Source organism: Streptomyces venezuelae, from assembly GCF_008642355.1.
Classification (GTDB): domain Bacteria; phylum Actinomycetota; class Actinomycetes; order Streptomycetales; family Streptomycetaceae; genus Streptomyces; species Streptomyces venezuelae_B.
Genome location: NZ_CP029193.1, coordinates 2,326,089 through 2,347,877, shown reverse-complemented (window position 1 = coordinate 2,347,877; position 21,789 = coordinate 2,326,089). Strand labels below are relative to the sequence as shown.

18 protein-coding genes, 1 pseudogene and 1 riboswitch are annotated in these 21,789 nt (G+C 72.3%); of the genes and pseudogenes, 10 read left to right on the top strand and 9 right to left on the bottom strand.

Annotated elements, in window-relative coordinates:
• Positions 1–64: 64 nt before the first annotated feature.
• A riboswitch (cobalamin riboswitch) is annotated at positions 65–189 on the bottom strand.
• Between the two features lie 24 nt (positions 190–213).
• A complete protein-coding gene (locus DEJ47_RS10835) occupies positions 214–1,269 on the bottom strand; it encodes an MBL fold metallo-hydrolase (RefSeq protein WP_150167262.1) in 1,056 nt (351 codons plus the stop codon).
• 215 nt (positions 1,270–1,484) lie between these two features.
• Here DEJ47_RS10835 and DEJ47_RS10830 point away from each other — a divergent pair, with 215 nt between their 5' ends.
• From DEJ47_RS10830 to DEJ47_RS37505, 6 genes are all read left to right on the top strand, one after another.
• A complete protein-coding gene (locus tag DEJ47_RS10830; RefSeq protein WP_150167260.1) occupies positions 1,485–2,951 on the top strand; it encodes an aldehyde dehydrogenase in 1,467 nt (488 codons plus the stop codon).
• Positions 2,951–3,184, top strand: coding sequence for a ferredoxin (locus tag DEJ47_RS10825; RefSeq protein ID WP_150167258.1), 234 nt, complete (start codon positions 2,951–2,953; stop codon positions 3,182–3,184). The genes DEJ47_RS10830 and DEJ47_RS10825 overlap by 1 nt, the downstream gene beginning before the upstream one ends.
• Before the next feature lie 218 nt (positions 3,185–3,402).
• Entirely contained in the window at positions 3,403–6,117 is a 2,715-nt protein-coding gene (lanKC, locus tag DEJ47_RS10820) for a class III lanthionine synthetase LanKC (protein ID WP_150167256.1), read from the top strand.
• A 45-nt stretch (positions 6,118–6,162) separates the two neighbouring features.
• The gene (locus DEJ47_RS10815; RefSeq protein WP_069885518.1) at positions 6,163–6,285 is read left to right on the top strand and encodes a SapB/AmfS family lanthipeptide; all 123 of its coding nucleotides are present in this window, start codon (positions 6,163–6,165) and stop codon (positions 6,283–6,285) included.
• Positions 6,286–6,420: 135 nt separating this feature from the next.
• Positions 6,421–8,148, top strand: coding sequence for an ABC transporter ATP-binding protein (locus DEJ47_RS10810; protein WP_150167254.1), 1,728 nt, complete (start codon positions 6,421–6,423; stop codon positions 8,146–8,148).
• Positions 8,145–10,046, top strand: a complete 1,902-nt coding sequence (locus tag DEJ47_RS37505; protein WP_150167252.1) for an ATP-binding cassette domain-containing protein — start codon at positions 8,145–8,147, stop codon at positions 10,044–10,046. Before DEJ47_RS10810 ends, DEJ47_RS37505 begins: the two co-directional genes overlap by 4 nt.
• On the opposite strand, the pseudogene DEJ47_RS36390 reads toward DEJ47_RS37505, so the two are convergent.
• Both DEJ47_RS36390 and DEJ47_RS10800 read right to left on the bottom strand, forming a co-directional pair.
• Positions 9,972–10,454: pseudogene (locus DEJ47_RS36390) on the bottom strand (LuxR C-terminal-related transcriptional regulator); the annotation flags it as partial. The gene DEJ47_RS37505 and the pseudogene DEJ47_RS36390 overlap by 75 nt on opposite strands.
• Before the next feature lie 284 nt (positions 10,455–10,738).
• Complete coding sequence (locus DEJ47_RS10800; protein ID WP_150167250.1) at positions 10,739–11,359, bottom strand: TetR family transcriptional regulator; 621 nt, start codon at positions 11,357–11,359, stop codon at positions 10,739–10,741.
• 214 nt (positions 11,360–11,573) lie between these two features.
• Here DEJ47_RS10800 and DEJ47_RS10795 point away from each other — a divergent pair, with 214 nt between their 5' ends.
• The 3 genes from DEJ47_RS10795 to DEJ47_RS10785 are packed head-to-tail and all read left to right on the top strand — an operon-like array spanning position 11,574 to position 14,829.
• On the top strand, positions 11,574–12,992 hold the full coding sequence (locus DEJ47_RS10795) for a glycosyltransferase family 4 protein (protein WP_150167248.1): 1,419 nt from the start codon (positions 11,574–11,576) through the stop codon (positions 12,990–12,992).
• Positions 12,986–13,744 (top strand): class I SAM-dependent methyltransferase, encoded by a 759-nt coding sequence (locus DEJ47_RS10790; RefSeq protein WP_150167246.1) that lies wholly within the window; start codon positions 12,986–12,988, stop codon positions 13,742–13,744. The genes DEJ47_RS10795 and DEJ47_RS10790 overlap by 7 nt, the downstream gene beginning before the upstream one ends.
• Complete coding sequence (locus tag DEJ47_RS10785) at positions 13,741–14,829, top strand: prenyltransferase/squalene oxidase repeat-containing protein (RefSeq protein ID WP_150167244.1); 1,089 nt, start codon at positions 13,741–13,743, stop codon at positions 14,827–14,829. The genes DEJ47_RS10790 and DEJ47_RS10785 overlap by 4 nt, the downstream gene beginning before the upstream one ends.
• Here DEJ47_RS10785 and DEJ47_RS10780 read toward each other — a convergent pair.
• Complete coding sequence (locus DEJ47_RS10780; protein WP_150167242.1) at positions 14,823–15,116, bottom strand: hypothetical protein; 294 nt, start codon at positions 15,114–15,116, stop codon at positions 14,823–14,825. The genes DEJ47_RS10785 and DEJ47_RS10780 overlap by 7 nt on opposite strands.
• Before the next feature lie 139 nt (positions 15,117–15,255).
• Between DEJ47_RS10780 and DEJ47_RS10775 the strand changes: the two genes are divergently transcribed.
• A complete protein-coding gene (locus DEJ47_RS10775; RefSeq protein ID WP_150167240.1) occupies positions 15,256–15,807 on the top strand; it encodes a hypothetical protein in 552 nt (183 codons plus the stop codon).
• 18 nt (positions 15,808–15,825) lie between these two features.
• On the opposite strand, the gene DEJ47_RS10770 is transcribed toward DEJ47_RS10775, so the two are convergent.
• The 5 genes from DEJ47_RS10770 to DEJ47_RS10750 form a co-directional block, all read right to left on the bottom strand.
• Positions 15,826–16,836 carry an LLM class F420-dependent oxidoreductase gene (locus tag DEJ47_RS10770; RefSeq protein WP_150167238.1) on the bottom strand — a complete coding sequence of 337 codons (1,011 nt, stop codon included), beginning with the start codon at positions 16,834–16,836 and terminating at the stop codon, positions 15,826–15,828.
• A gap of 117 nt (positions 16,837–16,953) precedes the next feature.
• A complete protein-coding gene (locus tag DEJ47_RS10765) occupies positions 16,954–17,820 on the bottom strand; it encodes a hypothetical protein (RefSeq protein ID WP_150167236.1) in 867 nt (288 codons plus the stop codon).
• A gap of 195 nt (positions 17,821–18,015) precedes the next feature.
• Positions 18,016–19,047, bottom strand: a complete 1,032-nt coding sequence (locus DEJ47_RS10760; RefSeq protein WP_150167234.1) for an N-acetylmuramoyl-L-alanine amidase — start codon at positions 19,045–19,047, stop codon at positions 18,016–18,018.
• A 72-nt stretch (positions 19,048–19,119) separates the two neighbouring features.
• Entirely contained in the window at positions 19,120–19,788 is a 669-nt protein-coding gene (locus tag DEJ47_RS10755) for a class I SAM-dependent methyltransferase (protein ID WP_150167232.1), read from the bottom strand.
• 99 nt (positions 19,789–19,887) lie between these two features.
• Positions 19,888–21,621 (bottom strand): MFS transporter, encoded by a 1,734-nt coding sequence (locus DEJ47_RS10750; protein ID WP_150167230.1) that lies wholly within the window; start codon positions 21,619–21,621, stop codon positions 19,888–19,890.
• Between the last annotated feature and the right edge of the window lie 168 nt (positions 21,622–21,789).

Here is a 21,789-nt window from a genome sequence, read left to right as displayed (position 1 = left end):
GGCGACCGGGCGGCTCCGGCTCCGTATACCTCGACGGTGCCGCTCATCGGGGGCCCGATGAAGCGAGCCGGTCACGTTCCGCGCCGGGCATTCCGGCTCACCACGTTGCGTGGCACACGGCTGCGGGTCAGCGCCGGATTCGCACCGGCTTCCCCCTTGGCGGACGTGAGGACGACGCCCTCACTCTACCGGCCGGTCCGCGCACCCCTCGGGTCACACCGCCACGAACGCGACCGGATCGCTCCCCGGCACGGCCTCGGCGCGCCCCAGCTTCACCAGCCGCCGCACATGCGCCTCGGCCTCCGACACGGCGATGGTCCTCGACCCGTAGGGGATTTCGTCCCAGGGCCGGTTCCACTCCATGCGCGCGGCGATCTGCCACGGGGTGAGGGGCTCGGCGAGCAGGGCGAGCAGCCCGGTCAGGCGCTCCTCGTGGTGGGCCAGGAGTTCGTGGACGCGGGCCGGCGCGTCGGTGAACGCGCGCTGGTGGGCGGGGAGGATCTCCGCGGGGCCGAGGCGGGCGACGCGCTCCAGGGAGTCCAGGTAGTCGCCGAGGGGGTCGGTCACCGTCTCCGAATCGGGGTCCTCGTACAGGCCGATGTGCGGGCTGATGCCGGGCAGCAGATGGTCGCCGGAGAAGAGGCGGCCGTTGCCGCGCAGGCCCGCGGGGTGGTCCTCCTCCAGGTGGAGGCAGACGTGGCCGGGCGTGTGGCCGGGGGTCCAGACGGCGCGCAGGCGGCGGCCGGGCAGGGCGAGGAGTTCGCCGGGGGTGATGGAGCGGTCGGGCAGGGCGGGGGCGAGGCCGGGGAGCTTGCGGGGGCGGCCCTCGTCGCGGGCGCGGAGCAGCGGGGCGAGGTGGTCGGCGGGCGCGCCGGCGGCCGTGAGCTTGTCCACGAGGTACGCGTACCAGCGGTCCGGCGGGTTCGAGCGGGTGCGGCGGACCACGGACGCGTCGGCGTCGTGCATGGCGATCCACGCTCCGGACGCGTCGCGGACCTGGCCGGAGAGGCCGTGGTGGTCGGGGTGGTGGTGGGTGATGACGACGCCGTGCACGTCGGCGACCGCGACGCCGCACGCGGCGAGCCCGGCGACGAGGGTGTCCCAGGACGCCGGGTCGTCCCAGCCGGTGTCGACGAGGACCGGTCCCGCGTCGGTGTCGAGGAGGTGGACGAGGGTGAAGCCGAGGGGGTTGTCGGGGATCGGGACCTTGATGCTCCAGACGCCGCCGCCGTGCTCGGTCACCGGCGGGTCCGTCACCTGCGGGGTCATGAGGGCCTCGTCTCTCGTCGCCGGTCCCCTCGCCGGGGTCCTTCACCCTCGCCGGGGCTCCTCACTATAACTAGAACTAGTTCCAGTGGTCGCCCAAGTCGACTGCTTGGAGCGCGCGTTGCCCCTTCCGTCCGTGGACTCCACGAACTAGAACTGGTATCAGTTCCTCAGTCCTGAAACCGTGTCAGGAAACGCTCCGCAGGAGGCAGTCAGCCATGACCGAGCTCGTGGAACACGGACAGCTGTTCATCGGCGGGGAGTTGGTCGACCCGCTCGGCAAGGACGTCATCGACATCGTCTCCCCGCACACCGGAGAGGTCTTCGCCCGCGTGCCGCACGCGGCCCCCGCCGACATCGACCGCGCCGTCGCCGCCGCCCGCAAGGCGTTCGAGCACGGACCCTGGCCGCGCATGACCCTGGACGAGCGCATCGAGGTCGTCACGAAGATCAAGGACGGCTTCGCGGTGCGCCACGAGGAGATCGCCCGCGTCATCAGCACCGAGAACGGCACCCCGTACACCTCCAGTGTGATGGTGCAGGCCCTCGCCGCGATGATGGTGTGGGACGCGGCGATCACCGTCGCGCGCGACTTCCCGTACGAGGAGCAGCGGGACGGCGTCCTCGGCAGGCTGCTCGTCCGGCGCGAACCCGTGGGCGTCGTCGCGGCCGTCGTGCCGTGGAACGTCCCGCAGTTCACCGCCGCCGCCAAACTGGCCCCCGCCCTCCTCGCCGGCTGTCCCGTGATCCTCAAGACCTCCCCGGAGGCGCCCCTGGACGCCTACATACTCGCCGAGCTCGCCGCCGAGGCGGGCCTGCCCGAGGGCGTGCTGTCCATCGTCTGCGCCGACCGCGAGGTCAGCGAGTACCTCGTCGGGCACCCCGACGTCGACAAGGTGTCCTTCACCGGATCCGTCGCCGCGGGCAAACGCGTCATGGAGGTCGCCGCCCGCAACCTCACCCGCGTGACCCTGGAACTGGGCGGCAAGTCCGCCGCCGTCATCCTGCCGGACGCCGACACGGCCACGGCCGTCGCGGGCATCACCCCGTTCGCCTGGATGATCAACGGCCAGGCCTGCGTGGCCCAGACCCGCATCCTCGTCCCCCGCACCCGCTACGACGAGTTCGCCGAGGCCTTCGCCGCCGCAGCGAGCGCCCTCAAGGTCGGCGACCCCCTCGACCCCGCCACCGAACTCGGCCCGCTCGTCGCCCGGCGGCAGCAGCAGCGCTCCCTCGACTACATCCGCATCGGCCAGGAGGAAGGCGCCAAGATCCTCGCGGGCGGCGGCCGTCCCGCCGGACTCGACCGGGGCTGGTACGTCGAGCCGACCCTCTTCGGCGGCGTCGACAACTCGATGCGCATCGCCCGCGAGGAGATCTTCGGCCCCGTCATCTGCCTGCTGCCCTACGGCGACGAGGACGAGGCGGTACGCATCGCCGACGACTCCGACTACGGACTCAGCGGCAGCGTCTGGACGGCCGACACCGAGCGTGGCATCGACATCGCGCGCCGCGTGCGCACCGGCACGTACTCCGTGAACACCTTCAGCCTCGACATGCTCGGCCCCTTCGGCGGCTTCAAGAACTCGGGCCTCGGGCGCGAGTTCGGGCCCGAGGGATACGGCGAGTACTTCGAGCACAAGATGATCCACCTCCCCAACGGCTATGAGGGGAGCGGTGCCTGATGGGAGACCGCTGGCACGTCGAGGTCGACCGGTCCGTCTGCATCGGCTCCGGGATGTGCGTGCTCACCGCGCCCGGCGGCTTCGCACTGGACACCGCCCGCCAGTCGCACCCCACCGCCCCCGAGACCGACGCCAACGAGAAGGTCCTCGAAGCGGCGGAGGGCTGCCCGGTCGAGGCGATCACGATCACGCTGGCCCACGGCGGGGAGGTCGTGTTCCCGCCGGAGGAGTGACCAGGCACGTTCCCGACTCGTTGACACCCGCGCCCCGTTCATCCCATGTCGGCGCGGGTGTCGCCATTTGTCCGGGCCGCGAATATTCTGTGCTCTCGAACATGAGCGAACGTGACTTTACCCATGCGTTTCGCACAGCGATCTGATGACAGTCGTGACTGTTCCGTCCCTTTGCGCCCTGGAAATCTCTCTGCCACGCCGAGCGGAGAGGGGACGCCATGGACAAGCGGTACGAGGTCTACTGTCTGGCCGACAGGCATTTCTACGAGACCCCGGACCGGCTGTCGTCCAAGGGCGCCGCGGGCGCCACCGAGTTCCCGGTGGCAGGCAGGACCGTCCCCCAGGGATGGCGCTCCGGACGCGTCGGCGACTGGCTCTCGCTCGTCCCCGTGGACGGCGAAGGAGCCGCGCTGCCCTCGCCCCAGCAGGGCTGGAAGATCCACGTCTCCGCGACCCTGGAGAACGCGGACCGCGTCGCCTCGATCGTCTGGGACTACTGCGTGCCCCGCCGCATCCCGTTCAAGTTCGTGCCGGGCAAACACCTCCTGCACCTGCGCAACAGCAAGTACGCGGGCCGCGACCACAGCGGCAAGGCCGTCACGGTCTACCCGGCGGACGAGGCGCAGCTGCGGGAGATCCTCGACGACCTCGGCGACCGCCTGGAGGGCACCGAGGGCCCGTACATCCTCACCGACCTGCGCTGGCGCCAGGGCCCGCTGTACGTCAGGTACGGCGCGTTCACCCGCCGCATGTGCGACAACGGCAAAGGCACGATGGTCCCGGCCATCGAGAACGCGGACGGACAGCTCGTGCCCGACCCCCGCGACCCCGCCTTCAAGGTCCCCTCCTGGGTGACCCTGCCGGCGTTCCTCGAACCGGCGCTCGCGGCCCGCAACACGACGACCGTCACCGACCTGCCGTACCGCATCGAGAAGGCCCTGCACTTCTCCAACGGCGGCGGTGTCTACGCGGGTACCGACACCCGCGACGGCCGCAAGGTCGTCCTCAAGGAGGGCCGCCCGCACGCGGGTCTCGCCTCCGACGGAGCCGACGCCGTCACCCGCCTCGAACGCGAGAAGGCCGCCCTGGAGAAGCTCTCCGGACTCGGCGTCGCCCCCGAGGTGCGCGACTGGTTCCTCCTGGACGGCCACCGCTTCCTCGTCATGGACTTCCTCGAAGGGTCCACCCTCAACTCGTTCTTCGCCCACCGGCACCCGCTGTGCACCAGCGAGCCGGACCCCGCCGCCATCGCCGAGTACACGACGTGGGCGCTGCGCATGCACCGCGCCGTGGAAGACGCCGTCACCGCCGTGCACGAACGGGGCGTCGTCTTCAACGACCTGCACCTCTTCAACATCATGGTCGCGCCCGACGAACAGTCCGTCTCCCTCCTCGACTTCGAGGCGGCGACGGCCGTGGGCGACGCGGGCCGCCAGGTCGTCGCGCACCCCGGGTTCCTCGCGCCGCCCGACCGCACCGGCACCGACGTCGACCGCTACGCACTCGCCTGCCTGCGCCTCGCCCTCTTCCTGCCGATCACCTCACTGCTCTCCATCGACCGCGGCAAGGCCGCCCACTTCGCCCAGGTGATCGCCGCCGAGTTCCCCGACGTACCCGCGGAGTTCCTGGCCGAGGCCGTCGCCGAGATCGAACACGGGCCGCGCGGCCGGACCGGGGACCACGAGCGGGCGCCGGTCCGCGCAGCGGGAGACACGGAGGCCCCGGTGGGGGGCGTCCTGAAGGGGGACCGGACCGGCGCCATCCGGCACTCGGCCGGGGCGACCGCGCCCCTGGTCGACCCCGCCGACTGGCCGTACAGCCGCGACTCGATGGTCAAGGCCATCCTCGCCTCCGCGACACCCGAACGCGACGACCGGCTCTTCCCCGGCGACATCGCGCAGTTCTCCGACGGCGGCGGCCTCGGCCTCGCACACGGCGCGGCCGGCGTGCTGTACGCGCTCGCCGAGAGCGGCGCCGAACGCTACGAGGAAGGCGAACGCTGGCTCCTCGAGCACACGGAGCCCGCCCCGCGCGGCACACCCCTGGGCCTGTTCGACGGTCTCGCGGGCGTCGCCCACGTACTGGACCGCCTGGGCCACCGCACCCGCGCCCTCGACCTCACCGACCTGGTCCTCCAGGAGAAGTGGGAGCGGCTCCCCTCCGACCTGCACGGCGGCCTCGCCGGACTCGGCCTCGCCCTCGACTCCCTCGCCCACAGCACGGGCGAGGAGGAACTCGCCCGGCATGCGCTGAGGGCCGCCGAAGTGCTCGGTGAGCGCCTGACCGCGGACAGCGCAGGGCAAGACGGCAAACGCCGTCGCGCCGGGCTGCTGCGCGGCGCCACCGGACCCGCCCTGCTCTTCCTGCGCCTGTACGAGCGGAACGGCGACACCGCGCTCCTCGACCTGGCGGCCCGCGCCCTGCGCACGGACCTCGGCCAGTGCGTGGCGCAGGAACGCGACGGCAGCCTCGCCGTCAACGAGGGCTGGCGCACCATGCCCTACCTCGGCGACGGCAGCGTCGGCATCGGCATGGTCCTCGACGACTACCTGGCGCACCGGGACGACGCGGCGTTCGAGGCGGCACGCCCCGGCATCCTGGCCGCCGCGCGCTCACGCTTCTGCGTGCAGCCCGGCCTGTTCCAGGGCCGCGCCGGACTCCTCGCCCACGTCAACCGCACCACCACCCCGGGCATCACGCCCGAGGACGTCGCGGAGCAGATCGGGGCACTCGGCTGGTTCGCCATGTCGTACGCGGGCCAGCTGGCCTTCCCCGGACACCAGATGCTGCGGCTGTCCATGGACCTCAACACCGGGACGGCGGGCTGCCTCCTGGCACTCGCCGGCGCCCTCGGCGACGACGGAGCGCACGTCCCCTTCCTGCCGCCCCCGCGGCGGCCCCAGAGCCGGTCCCGCCTCACGGCGGGGTCGTGACACAACCCCATGAAAAGCAACTCCCCCAAGAGAGAGGTTAGTTTCATGGCACTCCTCGACCTGCAGAGCATGGAATCCGACGAGATGACCGGTGGCGGCGGCGGTGGCGGCAGCGTGGCCAGCCTCCTCCTCTGCTGGAGCGACGCCAGCATCGTGCTCTGCCTCTGACGTCTGCCCCCAGCTGAACGGCTAGGCGTTTGAAGGCCCGGGCGGCACCCCGCAAGGGGCCCGCCCGGGCTTCACCCCTGCCACCGGCCCCCTGCCAACGCCTACGGCCCACGAGGCGACGGAGACCCGTACCGCATGGCGACGACCACCACCCGCCCCGAACAACCCGCCACCTCCGCACACCTGTTGGGCGCCGCGACCCGGTACAGCGCCGCCCGCTGCACCGTCCTCGCCCTCTGCGCCGTCGCGGGATCGGGCGCCGCCCTGCTCCTGCCGCTCGCCATCGGCCGCGCCCTGGACGCCGTCCTCACCGGCCACCTCACCGGCCGCGGCGACACCGACGCCACCCGCTGGATCCTCGCCTGCGCCGCACTGATCGCCGCGAGCGCACTCCTCGACGCCCTCGACGGCGTCCTCACCGGCACCACCAACGCCCGCACCACGGCCTGGCTGCGCGGACGCGTCGTCCGCCACGTGCTCGCCGTCGGACCGCGCACCACCGCCCGCTTCGCCCCCGGCGACCTCGTCGCCCGCCTCATCGACAACGCCGCGCACGCGGGCATCGCGCCCGCCACCGCCGCCGCGCTCCTCGCCGCCCTGGTCACCCCCGTCGGCGCCGTGGTCGCCCTCGCCCTCATCGACGGCTGGCTCGCCGTGGCGTTCGTCGCGGGCGCACCCGTCCTCTTCTTCCTCCTGCGCGCGTTCGTGCGCGTCTCCTCCGACTGCGTGGCCCGCTACCAGCAGGTCCAGGGCGACATCGCGGGCCGCCTCAGCGAGGCGATCGGCGGGGCGCGGACCATCGCCGCCGCGCACACCGAGGACAAGGAGGCGGCACGGGTCCTGCGGACGCTGCCCGAACTCTCCCGCCAGGGCCACCGGATGTGGCGCGTCCAGGGCCGCTCCCAGGCCCAGGCCGTCGCCGTCGCACCGCTGCTGCAGATCGCGGTCGCCGCGGTGGCGGGCCATCTCGTGCTCCAGGAACGCATCAGCGTCGGCGACCTGCTGGCCGCGTCCCGGTACGCGGTGCTCGCCACCGGCGTCGGCATGCTCGTCGGACAGCTCGGCGGCCTGGTACGGGCGCGGGCCGCGGCGCGACGTCTGGAAGAGGTGCTCGCGGAACCCGAGACGGTCCACGGGACTCGTGGACTCCCGCCCGCCGGCGGCCGGTTGGAGCTGCGCGGGGTGCGGGCGAGCCGCGGCGGGCGCACCGTGCTCGACGGCGTCGACCTCACGGTCCCCGCGGGCTCCACGGTCGCCGTGGTCGGCCGGTCCGGCGCCGGGAAGTCCCTGCTCGCCGCCCTCGCGGGCCGCCTCGCCGACCCCGACGAAGGAGACGTGGCCCTCGACGGCGTCCCCCTCGACTCGCTCAGCCGCGAGGAACTGCGCCGCGAGGTCGGCTACGCCTTCGAGCGGCCCGCACTGCTCGGCGCCACCCTGGAGGGCACCATCGGTTTCGGCGCGCCCCGCCCGGCACCCGAACGCGTCCGCGAGGCGGCCCGCGCCGCCCGCGCCGACCCCTTCATCACCCGCCTCCCCGACGGCTACGCCACCCCCTGCGCCGAAGCACCCCTGTCCGGCGGCGAGGCCCAACGCCTCGGCCTGGCGCGGGCGTTCGCGCGCGGCGGGCGGTTCCTCATCCTCGACGACGCGATGTCCAGCCTGGACACGGTCACCGAGCACCACATCGCCGAGGCCCTGCTCCGCCACACCCCGCACCGGAGCCGCCTGATCATCGCCCACCGCGCGGCGACGGCGGCCCGCGCCGACACGGTGGCCTGGCTGCACGAGGGCCGGATCCGGGCCGTGGGCACGCACGCGGAGCTGTGGCAACGGGCTGAGTACCGGCAGGTGTTCGGCTCGTGAACCGGTCCTCCGAGGCCACACCGACGCCGCCACCGGGCCCGTACCGCAGGGGTGTCCGCTTCCTGTGGCGCAGGTGGCGGGTCGTACTGCGGCTCGCGCTGTGGTCCGTCCTGGAGACCGGGCAGACGTTCCTCACCGGGTACGCCCTCGCGCACGCACTCGACGACGGATTCCTCGACGGACGCGAGTCGGTCGGCCTCGGCTGGCTGGGCGCGGCCGCGCTCGGCGTGCTCGTCGCCGCGTACGGCACGGGGCGCGTGTACCGCGCGGTCGCCGACCTGGTGGAACCGCTGCGGGACTCCCTGGTGCGGCAGGTGGTCGGGCGCGGGCTGCGGGAGGCGGACGGCGGCGCCGTGTCGCGGCTCACCCAGCAGGTGGAGATCGCCAGGGACACCTTCGCGGGCCTGGTGATGGTCTCCCGCTCCTTCGTCTTCACGGCCGTGGGCGCGCTGGTCGGCCTGTTCTCGCTGGACCCGCTGCTTCTCCTGGTGGTCGCGCCGCCGCTGCTCGCCGGGATCGGCCTGTTCGTGGCGACGCTGCGCCCGCTGGCCCGCAGGCAGGAGGAGTTCCTGGTCGCGGACGAGGAGCTGGCGGGACAACTGGGCGTCGTGGCGCCGGGGTTGCGGGACGTGGCCGCGGCGGGCGCGGAACAGGACGTGGCCGAGGGGATCGACCGGGGCGTCGCCGCGGAGTACGCCGCGGCCGGCACCCTCGCCCGCTGGGGCGTCCTGCGCACGGCGGCCCTGGCGATCGGCGGCCAGCTCCCGCTGGTGCTGCTCCTCGCCACGGGCCCCTGGCTCCTGGCCAACGGGGTCACCCCGGGCGCGCTGGTGGGCGCCCTCGCGTACGTCACGCAGGCCCTGCTCCCCGCTCTCCACAACCTGGTCCACGGTCTGGGCGCGAGCGGTTCGCGTCTGGCGATCGTCCTGCGGCGCCTGATCTGGGACGCGCCGGGGAACTCCGCACCGTGTGAGGACGTGACACCCGAGCGCCGGACCTCCCCGGCCCCCGCCCTCCGTCTCTCCGCCCTCACCTTCGCCTACGGCCCCCACGCCGAACCCGTCCTGAAGGACCTGGAGCTCACCGTCGCGCGGGGCGAGCACCTCGCCGTCGTCGGACCCAGCGGCATCGGCAAATCCACTATGGCCGGAATTGTTGCCGGACTGCTCGAACCGGACGCGGGCGACGTACGCGTCGACGGGCACGCCGTGCGCGGGCCGGGGGCCGTCGGGCGACGCGTCCTCATCCCGCAGGAGGCGTACGTCTTCACCGGGACGCTGCGCGACAACCTGCGCTACCTCCGGGAGGACCCCGTCCCGGATCCGGAGCTGCTCGCCGCCGCCGAGGCGATCGGCCTGACCCCGCTCGTCGAACGGCTCGGCGGCCCGGACGCCGATCTGGTCCCGGCCGAACTGTCGGCGGGGGAGCGCCAGCTGATCGCGCTGACCCGCGCCTACCTGTCGTACGCCCCGCTCGTGATCCTCGACGAGGCGACCTGTCACCTCGACCCGGTCGCGGAGTCCCGCGCCGAGCGCGCGTTCGCGGCCCGTCCGGGCGGCACGCTGGTGGTCATCGCCCACCGCATCAGCTCGGCCCGCCGTGCCGACCGCGTCCTGGTGATGGACGGGGCGCACGCCCTGTGCGGCCGGCACGACGAGCTGATGGAACGTTCCCCTCTCTACCGGGACCTCAACGGTGCGGGGGAGTGGGGTGCGGCCCCGGACGAGGAGGCCGCCGTGTCACACCCACCCCTCTCCCTGCGAGATCCGTATCGCGTCGATCCTGTTCCGCGCCCCGGTCTTCCGGGTGATCGCGGCCATGTAGTTGCGCACCGTTCCGTGGGACAGATGGAGGCTGTTGGCGATCTCGGCGACCGACGCGCCCCCGGCGGCGAGTGAGAGCACGCTCAGCTCGCGCCGGGTGAGCGGCATCTGCGCCGCCTTGAGGAAGCCGAAGCCCAGTGAGTCGTCGACGAAGCGCTGGCCCGCCGCCACCTGTCTGATCCCCGCGAGCAGCCGGTCCGGCGCGCTCGCCTTGTTCACATAGCCGAGTGCGTCCGCCTCGGCGGCCCGGCGCAGCTGGCCCGGACGGTTGGCGGTGGCGAGCACGAGGACCCGACACCCTCTCCCCACCGCGGACGGTCCGGTGAGGTCGCCGAGCGGAGCATGCGCGTAGGTGGCCTCATCATCGAGGTCCACCACGCATAAGTCCGGTCGTACGCTCCGGTACCGCCCGCGCGCATGGGACCACGGCGCGTGGAACACCTCCAGATCCGGCTCGCGGGCGAGTTGCTCCGCCAGAGCCATTCGCAACAGACAGGCGTCGTGCACGAGAAGAACCCGGATCACGCTCTGCCCCTCCAGCTCCAAGCTCCGGTTGCTCCGTTCAAGCACGGTGACATTCATAGCGGTGAGTACCCCGGTCGTGACGCAGAGAACTGGCCAAGGGGAGGGGCAGGGGCGCATTTGCCATACGGTTGTGCGCCCCCCGTGCGTCGGACAGGTGACGGACGGCTTATGGGCACGCGGGCGCCGACAGGCTATGCGTGAAACCCCGCTGCGAGGCTATGGGCAGGGCTTGGTCCGACAAGCTATGGGCAAGGCTTCGCCGTCAGATCGATCAGGCGGCAGACCGTCTCGATGTCGATCTTCACCTGGGCGATGGAGGCGCGGCCCGACAGCCAGGTGATGAGCGCCGAGTGCCAGGTGTGCTCGATGACGCGCACCGCGGACAGCTGCTGCGCGGTCGGCGTCTCCTCCAGGCCCATCGCGTCCAGGATGATCGCCGTCGTCAGCCGCGACACGGTGTCCACCTCGGGGCTGACGGAGCGGTCCGCGAAGGTCAGCGCCCGCACCATCGCGTCCGCCAGGTGCGGCTCGCGCTGCAACGCCCGAAAAGCCCGCATCAGCGTCTCGGCGACCCGCTCGGCGGGCGTCTCACCGGCCGGCGGACGCTTCCGGATCGTCGTGTGCATGTGCTGCAGCTGGTCCTGCATCGTGGCGACCAGCAGATGGACCTTCGAGGGGAAGTACCGGTACAGCGTGCCGAGTGCGACACCCGCCGCCTCGGCGACCTCCCGCATCTGCACCGCGTCGAAGCCGCCCCGGCTGGCCAGTTGCGCGCTGGCGTGCAGGATGCGGCGGCGGCGCGCCTCCTGGCGCTCGGTGAGGGCGGGCGCCGCAGGGTTCGCCGCCTTGGCTTCCGCTGTCATGTCGATGCCCCTCCGCTACGCCTCGCGAGATCGCACAGCATGGCAGGGAGCCCGTCGTGGCGCGAATCACCTGATCCGGGCCTTACACCTCGCCTACCTGCCGGTAGATTCAAAGCTCGTCCAGCGATCATTCAGCGATCCAGTCTGAAACTTGTTCTAGATTACCGTCCCGGCGTAACCTCGCGGAGAACTGCAGGGAGAAGGGGGCCCGAGAGTGACCGCTGAGGCCATGGAGGCACGCTCCCGCAAGGGCTCCGGCGCCGACGGCGAGCGCCCGTTGCGCATCGCGCTCCTCACGTACAAGGGGAACCCGTTCTGCGGGGGACAGGGTGTCTACGTACGGCACCTCTCCCGCGAACTCGCCCGGCTCGGCCACAGCGTCGAAGTGATCGGCGCGCAGCCCTACCCCGTCCTCGACGAGGGTGAGGACCTGGCGGGCCTCAAGCTCACCGAGCTCCCCAGCCTCGACCTCTACCGCTCGCCGGACCCCTTCCGCACCCCGAAGCGCGACGAGTACCGCGACTGGGTCGACGCCCTCGAAGTGGCGACGATGTGGACCGGCGGCTTCCCCGAGCCCGCCACCTTCAGCCTGCGCGCCCGCCGCCACCTGCGCGCCCGGCGCGGCGACTTCGACGTCGTGCACGACAACCAGACCCTCGGGTACGGCCTCCTCGGCGACCTCGGCGCGCCCCTGGTCACCACGATCCACCACCCCATCACCGTCGACCGGCAGCTGGAACTGGACGCCGCGCCCGACTGGAAGCGCCGCGCCTCCGTCCGCCGCTGGTATGCGTTCACGCGCATGCAGAAGCGCGTCGCGCGCCGCCTCCCCTCGGTCCTCACCGTCTCCGGCACGTCCCGGCAGGAGATCGTCGACCACCTCGGCGTCCGCCCGGACCGCATCGAGGTCGTCCACATCGGCGCCGACACGAACCTCTTCTCACCGGACCCCGCGGTCCCTGAGGTGCCCGGCCGCATCGTGACCACGTCCAGCGCCGACGTGCCGCTCAAGGGCCTCGTCCACCTCGTCGAGGCGCTCGCCAAGGTCCGCGCCGACCACCCCGGCGCCCACCTCGTCGTCGTCGGCAAGCGCGCCGAGGACGGCCCCGTCGCCCAGGCCATCGAGCGCCACGGCCTCGAAGGCGCCGTCGAGTTCGTCAAGGGCATCACCGACGCCGAACTCGTCGACCTCGTCCGCTCGGCGCAGGTCGCCTGCGTCCCTTCGCTGTACGAGGGGTTCTCCCTCCCCGCGGCGGAGGCGATGGCGACCGGCACGCCGCTCCTCGCCACCACCGGCGGCGCGATCCCGGAGGTCGCGGGCCCCGACGGGGAGACCTGCCTCGCGGTGCCGCCGGGCGACGCGGGCGCGCTGGCGCACGGCCTGAACCGGCTGCTCGGCGACGGCGACGGCGACCTGCGGGCCAGGCTCGGCGCGGCGGGCCGCGAACGCGTCCTGGCCAAGTTCACGTGGGCGCGCGCCGCGCAGGGCACGGCGGAGCTGTACCGCGCGGAGATCGAACGCTCCGCGGGACGCGGCGCCGCCCGCGCGGTCGCGCGCGGCCACGCCCTTCCCGCGGCCGAGGCCGCCCCCGAAGTTGCAGGACCTCACCACGAAAGCAGGGCCACGTGCTGACCGTCGACTTCACCCGCTTCCCGCTCGCCGCAGGCGACCGTGTCCTCGACCTCGGCTGCGGCGCGGGCCGGCATGCCTTCGAGTGCTACCGGCGCGGCGCGCAGGTCGTGGCGCTCGACCGGAACGCCGAGGAAATCCGCGAGGTCGCCACGTGGTTCGCCGCGATGAAGGAGGCCGGCGAGGCGCCCGCGGGCGCGACGGCCACCGCGATGGAGGGTGACGCGCTCAACCTGCCCTTCCCCGACGCGTCGTTCGACGTCGTCATCATCTCCGAGGTCATGGAGCACATCCCCGACGACAAAGGTGTCCTCGCCGAGATGGTGCGCGTCCTCAAGCCGGGCGGCCGCATCGCGGTGACGGTCCCGCGCTACGGACCCGAGAAGGTCTGCTGGGCCCTGTCCGACGCCTACCACGAGGTCGAGGGCGGCCACATCCGCATCTACAAGGCCGACGAACTCCTCGAAAAGATGCGGGAGTCGGGCCTCAAGCCGTACGGCACGCACCACGCGCACGCGCTGCACGCGCCGTACTGGTGGCTGAAGTGCGCGTTCGGCGTCGACAACGACAAGGCGCTGCCTGTCCGGGCGTACCACAAGCTGCTCGTCTGGGACATCATGAAGAAGCCCCTCGCGACGCGCGTCGCCGAGCAGCTGCTCAACCCCGTCGTCGGCAAGAGCTTCGTGGCGTACGCGACCAAGCCGCACCTCCCGAAGACCTCGGCCGACGCCGACGCCGCGGCGGCCGCCAAGTGACGAGCCCGGAGCGGACCGAACACCTCGTCCTGCCCGGCGTCCTGACGGCCGATCAGGCCATGGCGACGGTACGCGGCATCCTCGCCGTGCAGCGCGAGGACGGCGCCATCCCGTGGTTCCGCGGCCACCACCTCGACCCGTGGGACCACACCGAGGCCGCGATGGCGCTGGACGCGGCGGGCGAGCACGCCGCCGCCGAGAAGGCCTACGACTGGCTCGTACGCCACCAGAACCCGGACGGCTCCTGGTACGCGGCGTACGCCGACGGCGACCCGCACGACGTCACCGACCGCGGCCGCGAGACCAACTTCTGCGCCTACCTCGCCGTCGGCGTCTGGCACCACTACCTCTCCACCGGCGACGAGGCGTTCCTCGACCGCATGTGGCCCGCCGTGGTCGCCGCCGTCGAGTTCGTGCTCGCGCTCCAGCAGCCGGGCGGACAGATCGGCTGGAAGCGGGAGCCGGACGGCACGCCGGTCACCGACGCGCTCCTCACCGGCTCGTCCTCGATCCACCAGGCGCTGCGGTGCGCCCTCGCCATCGCCGAACAGCGCGAAGAGCCGCAGCCCGACTGGGAGTTGGCGGCGGGCGCTCTCGCGCACGCGATCCGCCACCACCCCGAGCGGTTCCTCGACAAGGACCGCTATTCGATGGACTGGTACTACCCGGTCCTGGGCGGCGCGGTCACCGGCGTGGCCGCCAAGTCCCGCATAGAGGAGGGCTGGGACCGCTTCGTCGTCCCGGACCTCGGCGTGCGCTGCGTGGTGCCCAACCCGTGGGTCACCGGCGGCGAGAGCGCCGAACTCGCCCTGGCTCTCTGGGTGATAGGCGAGTCCGACCGCGCCCTGGAGGTCCTCCAGTCCATCCAGCACCTGCGCGACCCGGAGTCGGGCCTGTACTGGACGGGCTATGTCTTCGACGACAGGACCATCTGGCCCGAGGAGCTCACCACCTGGACGGCGGGCTCACTCCTGCTCGCCGTGGCGGCACTCGGCGGCGACGAGGCGACCTGCGCGGTCTTCTCGGGCGACCGTCTGCCGAGGGGCCTCGACCCGGACTGCTGCGAAGCCGAGGCGCCTCAGTAGCGGCGCAGGCGGCCCGCCAGGGCGTGGCCCACCAGGAGGTAGACGATCGCGGCCAGGCCGTAACCCGCCACGACGCGCGCCCAGTCCTCGTCGAACGTGAAGAGGTCGTGGGACCAGCCGGCCAGCCAACGGGCCACGTCGTGGATGAACTGGACGAGGTCGTTGGCGCGGTTCGCGTCCAGCAGGTACATCAGGATCCACAGGCCGAGGATGGCGGCCATGACGTCGGCGACGATGACGATGACTCGCGCCGCAGTGCTGCTGTGGGAGTTCCGCGTGGGAGACATAGGGCCCGGATACCTGGGAACGCCCCGTTGAAACCCGGACGGGCGCATCCCGGTGGCGGGGCACGGGCGCCGGGGTGAGGCTGCGGGAGAGGTCCGCGCACTCCCGCGGGCCGCTCGGCTCCCGTCTGGAGGACCTGTCGTGCCCAGCTCCGTACCCGTCCGCCGTGCCGCGGTCTCCCTCACGCTCTGCGGCACCCTGCTGGCCGGCGCGACGGCCTGCGGTGGCAGCAGCGAGGACACCGCCACCGCGGCGGCGCCGTCCACGAGCAGCAGCGCCGAGAAGCAGAAGTTCGCCAAGACCCGCTTCGTCGCCAACGCGGGCCTGGCCGCCGGGGCGACGTACCAGTGGATCGTGAAGCCGTACCGCGCGGGCAAGTTCAAGAAGGGCGCGGGCGGTCGCAAGTTCGCCCTGATCAAGGCGGGCCTCGCGGGCGCGTTCACGTACAACAGGCTGAAGGCGGCGACGAAGAACGCGAAGGGCGACCCCACGCTCTCCAAGGCCGTGGCCCCGCTGACGTCCGGCATCGACGCCCTGAAGGACCTGCCGTCCAAGCTCCGCAAGGGCGAGGGGACGGACTCGGTGGTGAACTCCTTCGACGACATCATCAAGGACGTCAAGGGCGCGGGCAGCAGCGCGGGCGCCGAGGTCAAGGACAAGGTGCCGTCGGCGGGCGAGCTGACCAAGGGCTGAGCAAGTACGGTCCGCGGCCTACCCGTTGAGCTCCGCCAGGGCCCGCAGCGTGTGCGGGTCCGGCGCGAGCACGAGCAGATCCGTCACCGGCCCCTTGCGCCACAGCGCGAGCCGCTCCGCGATCCGCGCACGCGGCCCGACCAGCGAGATCTCGTCGGCGAAGGCGTCCGGCACCGCGAGCACCGCCTCCTCCCTGCGGCCCGCGAGGAACAGCTCCTGGATGTGCCGGGCCTCGTCCTCGTACCCCATGCGCGCCATCAGGTCCGCGTGGAAGTTGCGCGCCGCGTGCCCCATCCCGCCGATGTAGAAGCCGAGCATCGCCTTGACGGGCAGCAGGCCCTCGGCGACGTCGTCGCACACCTTGGCCCGTGCCATGGGGGCGATGAGGAACCCCTCGGGGACGTCGGCGAGCGACGCCTCGTACACATCGGTCCGCAGCGGCGACCAGTACAGCGGCAGCCAGCCGTCCGCGATCCGGGTCGTCTGGGCGATGTTCTTGGGCCCCTCGGCACCGAGCAGGATCGGCAGGTCGGCGCGGAGGGGATGGGTGATCGGCTTCAGTGCCTTGCCCAGCCCGGTGCCGTCCTCGCCGGTGTACGGGTGGGAGTGGAACCGGCCCGCGACCTCCACCGGGCCCTCGCGGCGCAGGACTTGCCGGATCACCTCGACGTACTCGCGCGTCGCGGTCAGCGGCGACCTCGGGAACGGCCGCCCGTACCACCCCTCCACCACCTGCGGCCCGGACAGCCCGAGCCCCAGCATCATCCGGCCGCCGGAGAGGTGGTCGAGGGTGAGCGCGTGCATGGCGGTGGTGACGGGGGAGCGCGCCGCCATCTGCGCGACGGCCGTGCCGAGCCGGATCCGCGAGGTCTGCGCGGCGATCCAGGTCAGCGGCGTGAAGGCGTCGGAGCCCCAGGCCTCTGCGGTCCACACGGAGTCGTAGCCGAGCCGCTCGGCTTCCTGGGCGAGGGCGACGTGTCCGGGGTCGGGGCCGCGTCCCCAGTAACCGAGTGCGAGCCCGAGGCGCATAGGCCTGCCTCCCTGGTGAGCTGACGGCGTGTCAGGTCTGATCCGTAGGGGAGGGACTGTACGACAGCGGCCCCCCGCCCGGAAGGGCGAAGGGCCGCGAGGTCATAGCTGGGGTGATCAGCCGCGCTGGATTCCCGTGGTGTCCTGAAGGACGCCGCGACGGCCGTCCTGCGTCTGAGCCACGAGGCCGGGGCCGCGCTGCTCGACGGCCAGGTACCAGGTGCCCGGCGCCAGCTCGGCGATCGGCGTCGGCGAGCCGTCCTCCGCGTACAGCGGACGCGGCACCGGCACGGCGAACCAGAACGGCGAGAAGTCACCGGCGGGCTGCGCCTGCGCGGGCGGCGGGGTCTGCCCGGCCTGCGGCTGCGGCTGGCCACCGAAGGACTGGCCCTGCGGCTGGCCCGGCTGACCGCCGTACGGGGCGCCCGGCTGCGGCTGACCCGCACCGGCGCCCGGGTAGCCGTAGCCACCCTGCGGCTGACCGCCGTAGGGCTGCGGGGCCATCGGCTTCGGGCCGCCCATGAGCGGAGCCTTCAGCGCAGGAACGATCAGCCCGGCGACCGCACCGGCGGCCAGCACGAGGGCGGCGATCAGGCCGAGGATGAGGCCGACGCCGGCGTCCGGGGAGTCTCCGCGGACACCGAGCGAGCTGTCGAAGAAGAAGCCGTAGGACTGGTCGGTGTCGAAGATCGCACCGAGCGAGCTCCACGCGGCGGCGATGGCGAAGCCCACACCGAGCTGGCCGAGGTCGAGGCCCGCGACCTTGCGCTGCTGCGGCAGCGCGCGGCCGACGACGATGAGGGCCGCACCGATGATGCCGAGCAGGTACACGCTCAGCAGCAGATTGCCGTTTTCCCAGGCGTTCGGGATCTTGTCATCGGGAGCGCCGTCGATGTCGAGGGTGTCGAGGAACGAGGCGATGAAGAGCAACACCGCTGCTCCGATCACCACGCCGTCGCCTCGAGTGAGGGAGCGGAAATTCACTTCAGGGTCCTTCGTCAGTCGTCTCGTCAGTGGAGGCGTCGCTGTCGCCGTAGTCGCGGTCGTGTCGCGGTGCGCGAAGCGCGGGGGTGGCCCCTCATCGTAGGGAGGACAATATCGTCCGGACGTGCGGGGTGTCTGCTCGGGATAAAGACGTCCACGCTTCATGGCGAAGACGTTCACCTTCCGCTTCCGCCCCTACTTCCGCAGGAACCCCGCGATTCCCTCCGAAATCCCCTGCGCCGCCTTCTGGCGCCACGCGGGGCTCGTCAGGAGGGCCTCGTCCTTCGCGTCCCGCATGTTCCCGCACTCGATGAACACCTTGGGGACCGTGGAGAGGTTGAGGCCGCCGAGGTCCGTGCGGGTGTCGAGGCCGGTGCCACCGCCGATGTAGTTGGAGGGGGCGCTGCCCGTCGCGCTCAGGAACTTTCCGGCGACGCGCTCGCCCAGTTCCTTCGAGGGCCCGACGATCGCGGAGGTGTCGGCCGAACCGGACCGCACCTTCCCCGGCATGATCACGTGGTAGCCGCGGTTGCCCGCACCCGAGCCGTCGGCGTGGATGGAGACCACCGCGTCGGCGTGCGCCTTGTTGCCGATCCGGGCGCGCTCGTCGACGCACGGGCCCCACGGCCGGTCGCCGTCCTGCGTGAACTCGACCGTGGCGCCCTGCTTGTGGAGCAGGGTCCGCAGCTTGCGCGCGACGTCCAGGGTGAACTTCGCCTCGGTGTAGCCGTGGTTGGTGGACGTGCCCGTCGTGTCGCACTCCTTGCGGTTCGTCCCGATGTCCACCTGCCGGTTGATCTCCGACGCGTGGCGGAAGTTGCCGGGGTTGTGTCCGGGGTCGATCACGACGACCTTGCCCTTGAGGGGGCCGTTGGCGGCGGGTCGGCCACCGGACGGCTTCGTGGCCGAATCGTTGTCGTCGGCGTCCCCGCCCTTGCCGTCCTTGTCGTTCTTGTCCTTTTCCCTGGCCTTGTCGGAGGGGTCGGTTCCGGAAGAGAGGGATGAGGAAGGCGAGGAGGAGCCGGACGGCGTGTCCGGATCCGCGGACGCGCTCGACGAGGCGGGCAGCGATCTCGCGGGCTCGTTCCCGTCGGGCCCGCTCGTCGCCTGGTAGACGAGGTAGCCCGCCAGGCAGGTCGGCACCAGCGCGGCGGCTACCGTCAACGGCCGGCGGATGCTGCGCCGGGGCGGCTGGGAGGGATCGAATTCCGGACCTACGTACGACACGAGGGCGAGCCTATCCGTGAGGCCGGGCGCCCCGCTCCCGTTGAGGTCAGATACCCGGCACTCCTGTCGAGGTCAGATCCCCGGCGCCGTGCGCCGCAGCACGCGCAGCGAGTCCGTCACCGCGACCTCCGTGAACGCACCGGACTCCAGCGCCCGGAGGTAGACGCGGTACGGCGCCTGCCCGGTCATGATGTCGACCGGGTCGGGGAACACGTCGTGGATGACGAGCAGCCCGCCCTCGGCGACGTGCGGCGCCCACCCCTCGTAGTCCGCCGTGGCGTGCTCGTCCGTGTGGCCGCCGTCGATGAAGACCAGGCCGAGCGCGCCGCCCCACGCCTTCGCCACCTGCGGCGAGCGACCGACGACCGCGATCACGTGGTCCTCGAGGCCCGCCCTGCGCAGGGTGCGGCGGAAGGTGGGCAGCGTGTCCATCAGGCCGACCTCGGGGTCCACCGTCTCCGGGTCGTGGTACTCCCAGCCGGGCTGCTGCTCCTCGCTGCCGCGGTGGTGGTCGACGGTGATCGCGGTCACCCCGGCCCGCCGGGCCGCGTCGGCGAGCAGGATCGTGGAGCGGCCGCAGTACGTGCCGACCTCCAGGAGCGGCAGCCCGAGCGCGGCGGCCTCCGTCGCCGCCGCGTACAGCGCGAGCCCCTCGCCGCGCGGCATGAAGCCCTTGGCGGCCTCGAAGGCGGCGAGGATCTCCGGCTCGGGCACGGGCGTGGGCTCGGCGACGGCGGCCATGGGGTTCCTCCAGGTCAGGTCGTACGCGGGTACGGCCGCCCATGATGCACGGCACCCCCGCCACAGGCGTGACGGGGGTGCGGGTTCCGGGCGTGTGCCTCAGGCCGGTACGTCGCTGCTGCCCGGCAACGACAGGTCGAGCTCGACCGGGCGGTCCTGGCCGGGGTGGGCCGCCGCCGACGCCAGCGGACCGTGACCCGCGGCCCGCACGGCGAGGACGTACGAACCGTCGCCGGGCACGGCCAGCTCGTACCGCCCGCCGTCGTCCGTCAGGGCCGCGCCCGCCTGGCGCCCGCTGCGGTCGATCAGCGTCACCTTCGCGCGGGCGACGGGCGTCCCGTCCGCGCCCCGCACCTGCCCGTGGAACCCCGCGAGCACCTGCGCGGCGCGCTCCAGGTTCGCGTCCTCCTCGCTGCTGGCCCGCAGCTGCGTGGTGGCCGGACGGCGCGCGGAGGGCAGCATGAGCGCGAAGAGCAGACCGATGGCGACCGCACCCCCGGCGATCAGGAACGACACGCGGAAGCCGTGCATCGTGGGCACCGCGACACCCCCGACATGGTCGGCGGTGTTGGCGAGGACCATGCCGATCACGGCGCTCGACACCGACGTGCCGATCGAGCGCATCAGGGTGTTGAGGCCGTTGGCCGCGCCCGTCTCGGACGGGTCGACCGAGCCGATGATGAGCGCGGGCAGCGAGGAGTAGGCGAGGCCGATGCCCGCGCCGAGGAGCACCGAGATGACGACGGTCTGCCAGGCGGCGCTCATCAGGCCGAGCCCGGCGCCGTAGCCGATCGCGATGATCAGCATGCCGAGGATGAGGGTCACCTTCGGGCCGTACTTCGCCGAGAGGCGGGCGTAGACCGGCGCGGTGAACATCATCGTCAGGCCGAGCGGCATCACGCACAGGCCCGCCACGACCATCGACTGGCCGAGGCCGTACCCGGTCGCGGTCGGCAGCTGGAGCAGCTGGGGCAGGACCAGCGAGACGGCGTAGAAGGCGACACCGACCATGATCGAGGCGAGGTTGGTGAAGAGCACCGAGCGGCGGGCGGTGGTGCGCAGGTCGACCAGCGGGGCCTTGACGCGCAGCTCCATCACGCCCCACAGGGCGAGGACGACGGCCGCGGCGCCGAAGAGGCCGAGCGTGGTCGGGTCACCCCAGCCCCAGTCGCTGCCCTTGGTGATCGGCAGCAGGAACAGGACGAGTCCGGCGGAGAGGCCGAACGCGCCGAGCACGTCGAAGGTGCCCTCGGCGCGGACCGGGCTCTCGGGGACGAAAACGAGGGTCAGCACGATCGAGACGACGCCGAGGCCCGCGGCGCCGAAGAAGAGGGCGTGCCAGTCGGCGTGCTGGGCGATCAGTGCGGCGACGGGCAGGGCGAGGCCGCCGCCGACGCCGATGGAGGAGCTCATCAGGGCCATCGCCGAGCCGAGCTTCTCGCGGGGCAGCTCGTCGCGCATCAGGCCGATGCCGAGCGGGATGGCGCCCATCGCGAAGCCCTGCAGCGCGCGGCCCACGATCATCACGACGAGATCGTCGGTGAAACCGCAGACCAGCGAGCCGACGACCATCACGGCGAGGCTGCCGAGCAGCATCTTCCGCTTGCCGTACAGGTCGCCTAGGCGGCCCATGATCGGCGTGGAGACGGCGCCGGCGAGGAGGGTCGCCGTCATGACCCAGGTGGCGTTGGACGGCGAGGTGTTCAGCAGCTCGGGCAGGTCCTTGATGACCGGCACGAGAAGGGTCTGCATCACCGCGACGACGATGCCGGAGAAGGCGAGCACGGGGACGACCCCGCGTATGCCGCGTGAGTGGTTCGTCGACATCGACATCGACATTGCGTGGGGCCTCCGGGGCGGAAGGTCGGGCTCGGCAGGAGCGGGGACGTACAGGAGCGGGAACGTAAAGGAGCGGGAACGTACGTGTAAGCCGAACTTGTTTCCCTGGGCGACTATTCCGACGGATGTCGTACGAGGGGAATTCTTGACCCTTTGTTAACC

Coding starts and splice junctions, on each gene's coding strand:
- DEJ47_RS10815 (WP_069885518.1), top strand. CDS start 6,163: ATGGCACTCCTCGACCTGCAGAGCATGGAATCCGACGAGATGACCGGT.
- DEJ47_RS10750 (WP_150167230.1), bottom strand. CDS start 21,621: ATGTCGATGTCGACGAACCACTCACGCGGCATACGCGGGGTCGTCCCC.
- lanKC (WP_150167256.1), top strand. CDS start 3,403: ATGGACAAGCGGTACGAGGTCTACTGTCTGGCCGACAGGCATTTCTAC.
- DEJ47_RS10800 (WP_150167250.1), bottom strand. CDS start 11,359: ATGACAGCGGAAGCCAAGGCGGCGAACCCTGCGGCGCCCGCCCTCACC.
- DEJ47_RS10825 (WP_150167258.1), top strand. CDS start 2,951: ATGGGAGACCGCTGGCACGTCGAGGTCGACCGGTCCGTCTGCATCGGC.
- DEJ47_RS10770 (WP_150167238.1), bottom strand. CDS start 16,836: ATGCGCCTCGGGCTCGCACTCGGTTACTGGGGACGCGGCCCCGACCCC.
- DEJ47_RS10835 (WP_150167262.1), bottom strand. CDS start 1,269: ATGACCCCGCAGGTGACGGACCCGCCGGTGACCGAGCACGGCGGCGGC.
- DEJ47_RS10755 (WP_150167232.1), bottom strand. CDS start 19,788: ATGGCCGCCGTCGCCGAGCCCACGCCCGTGCCCGAGCCGGAGATCCTC.
- DEJ47_RS10810 (WP_150167254.1), top strand. CDS start 6,421: ATGGCGACGACCACCACCCGCCCCGAACAACCCGCCACCTCCGCACAC.
- DEJ47_RS10830 (WP_150167260.1), top strand. CDS start 1,485: ATGACCGAGCTCGTGGAACACGGACAGCTGTTCATCGGCGGGGAGTTG.
- DEJ47_RS10780 (WP_150167242.1), bottom strand. CDS start 15,116: ATGTCTCCCACGCGGAACTCCCACAGCAGCACTGCGGCGCGAGTCATC.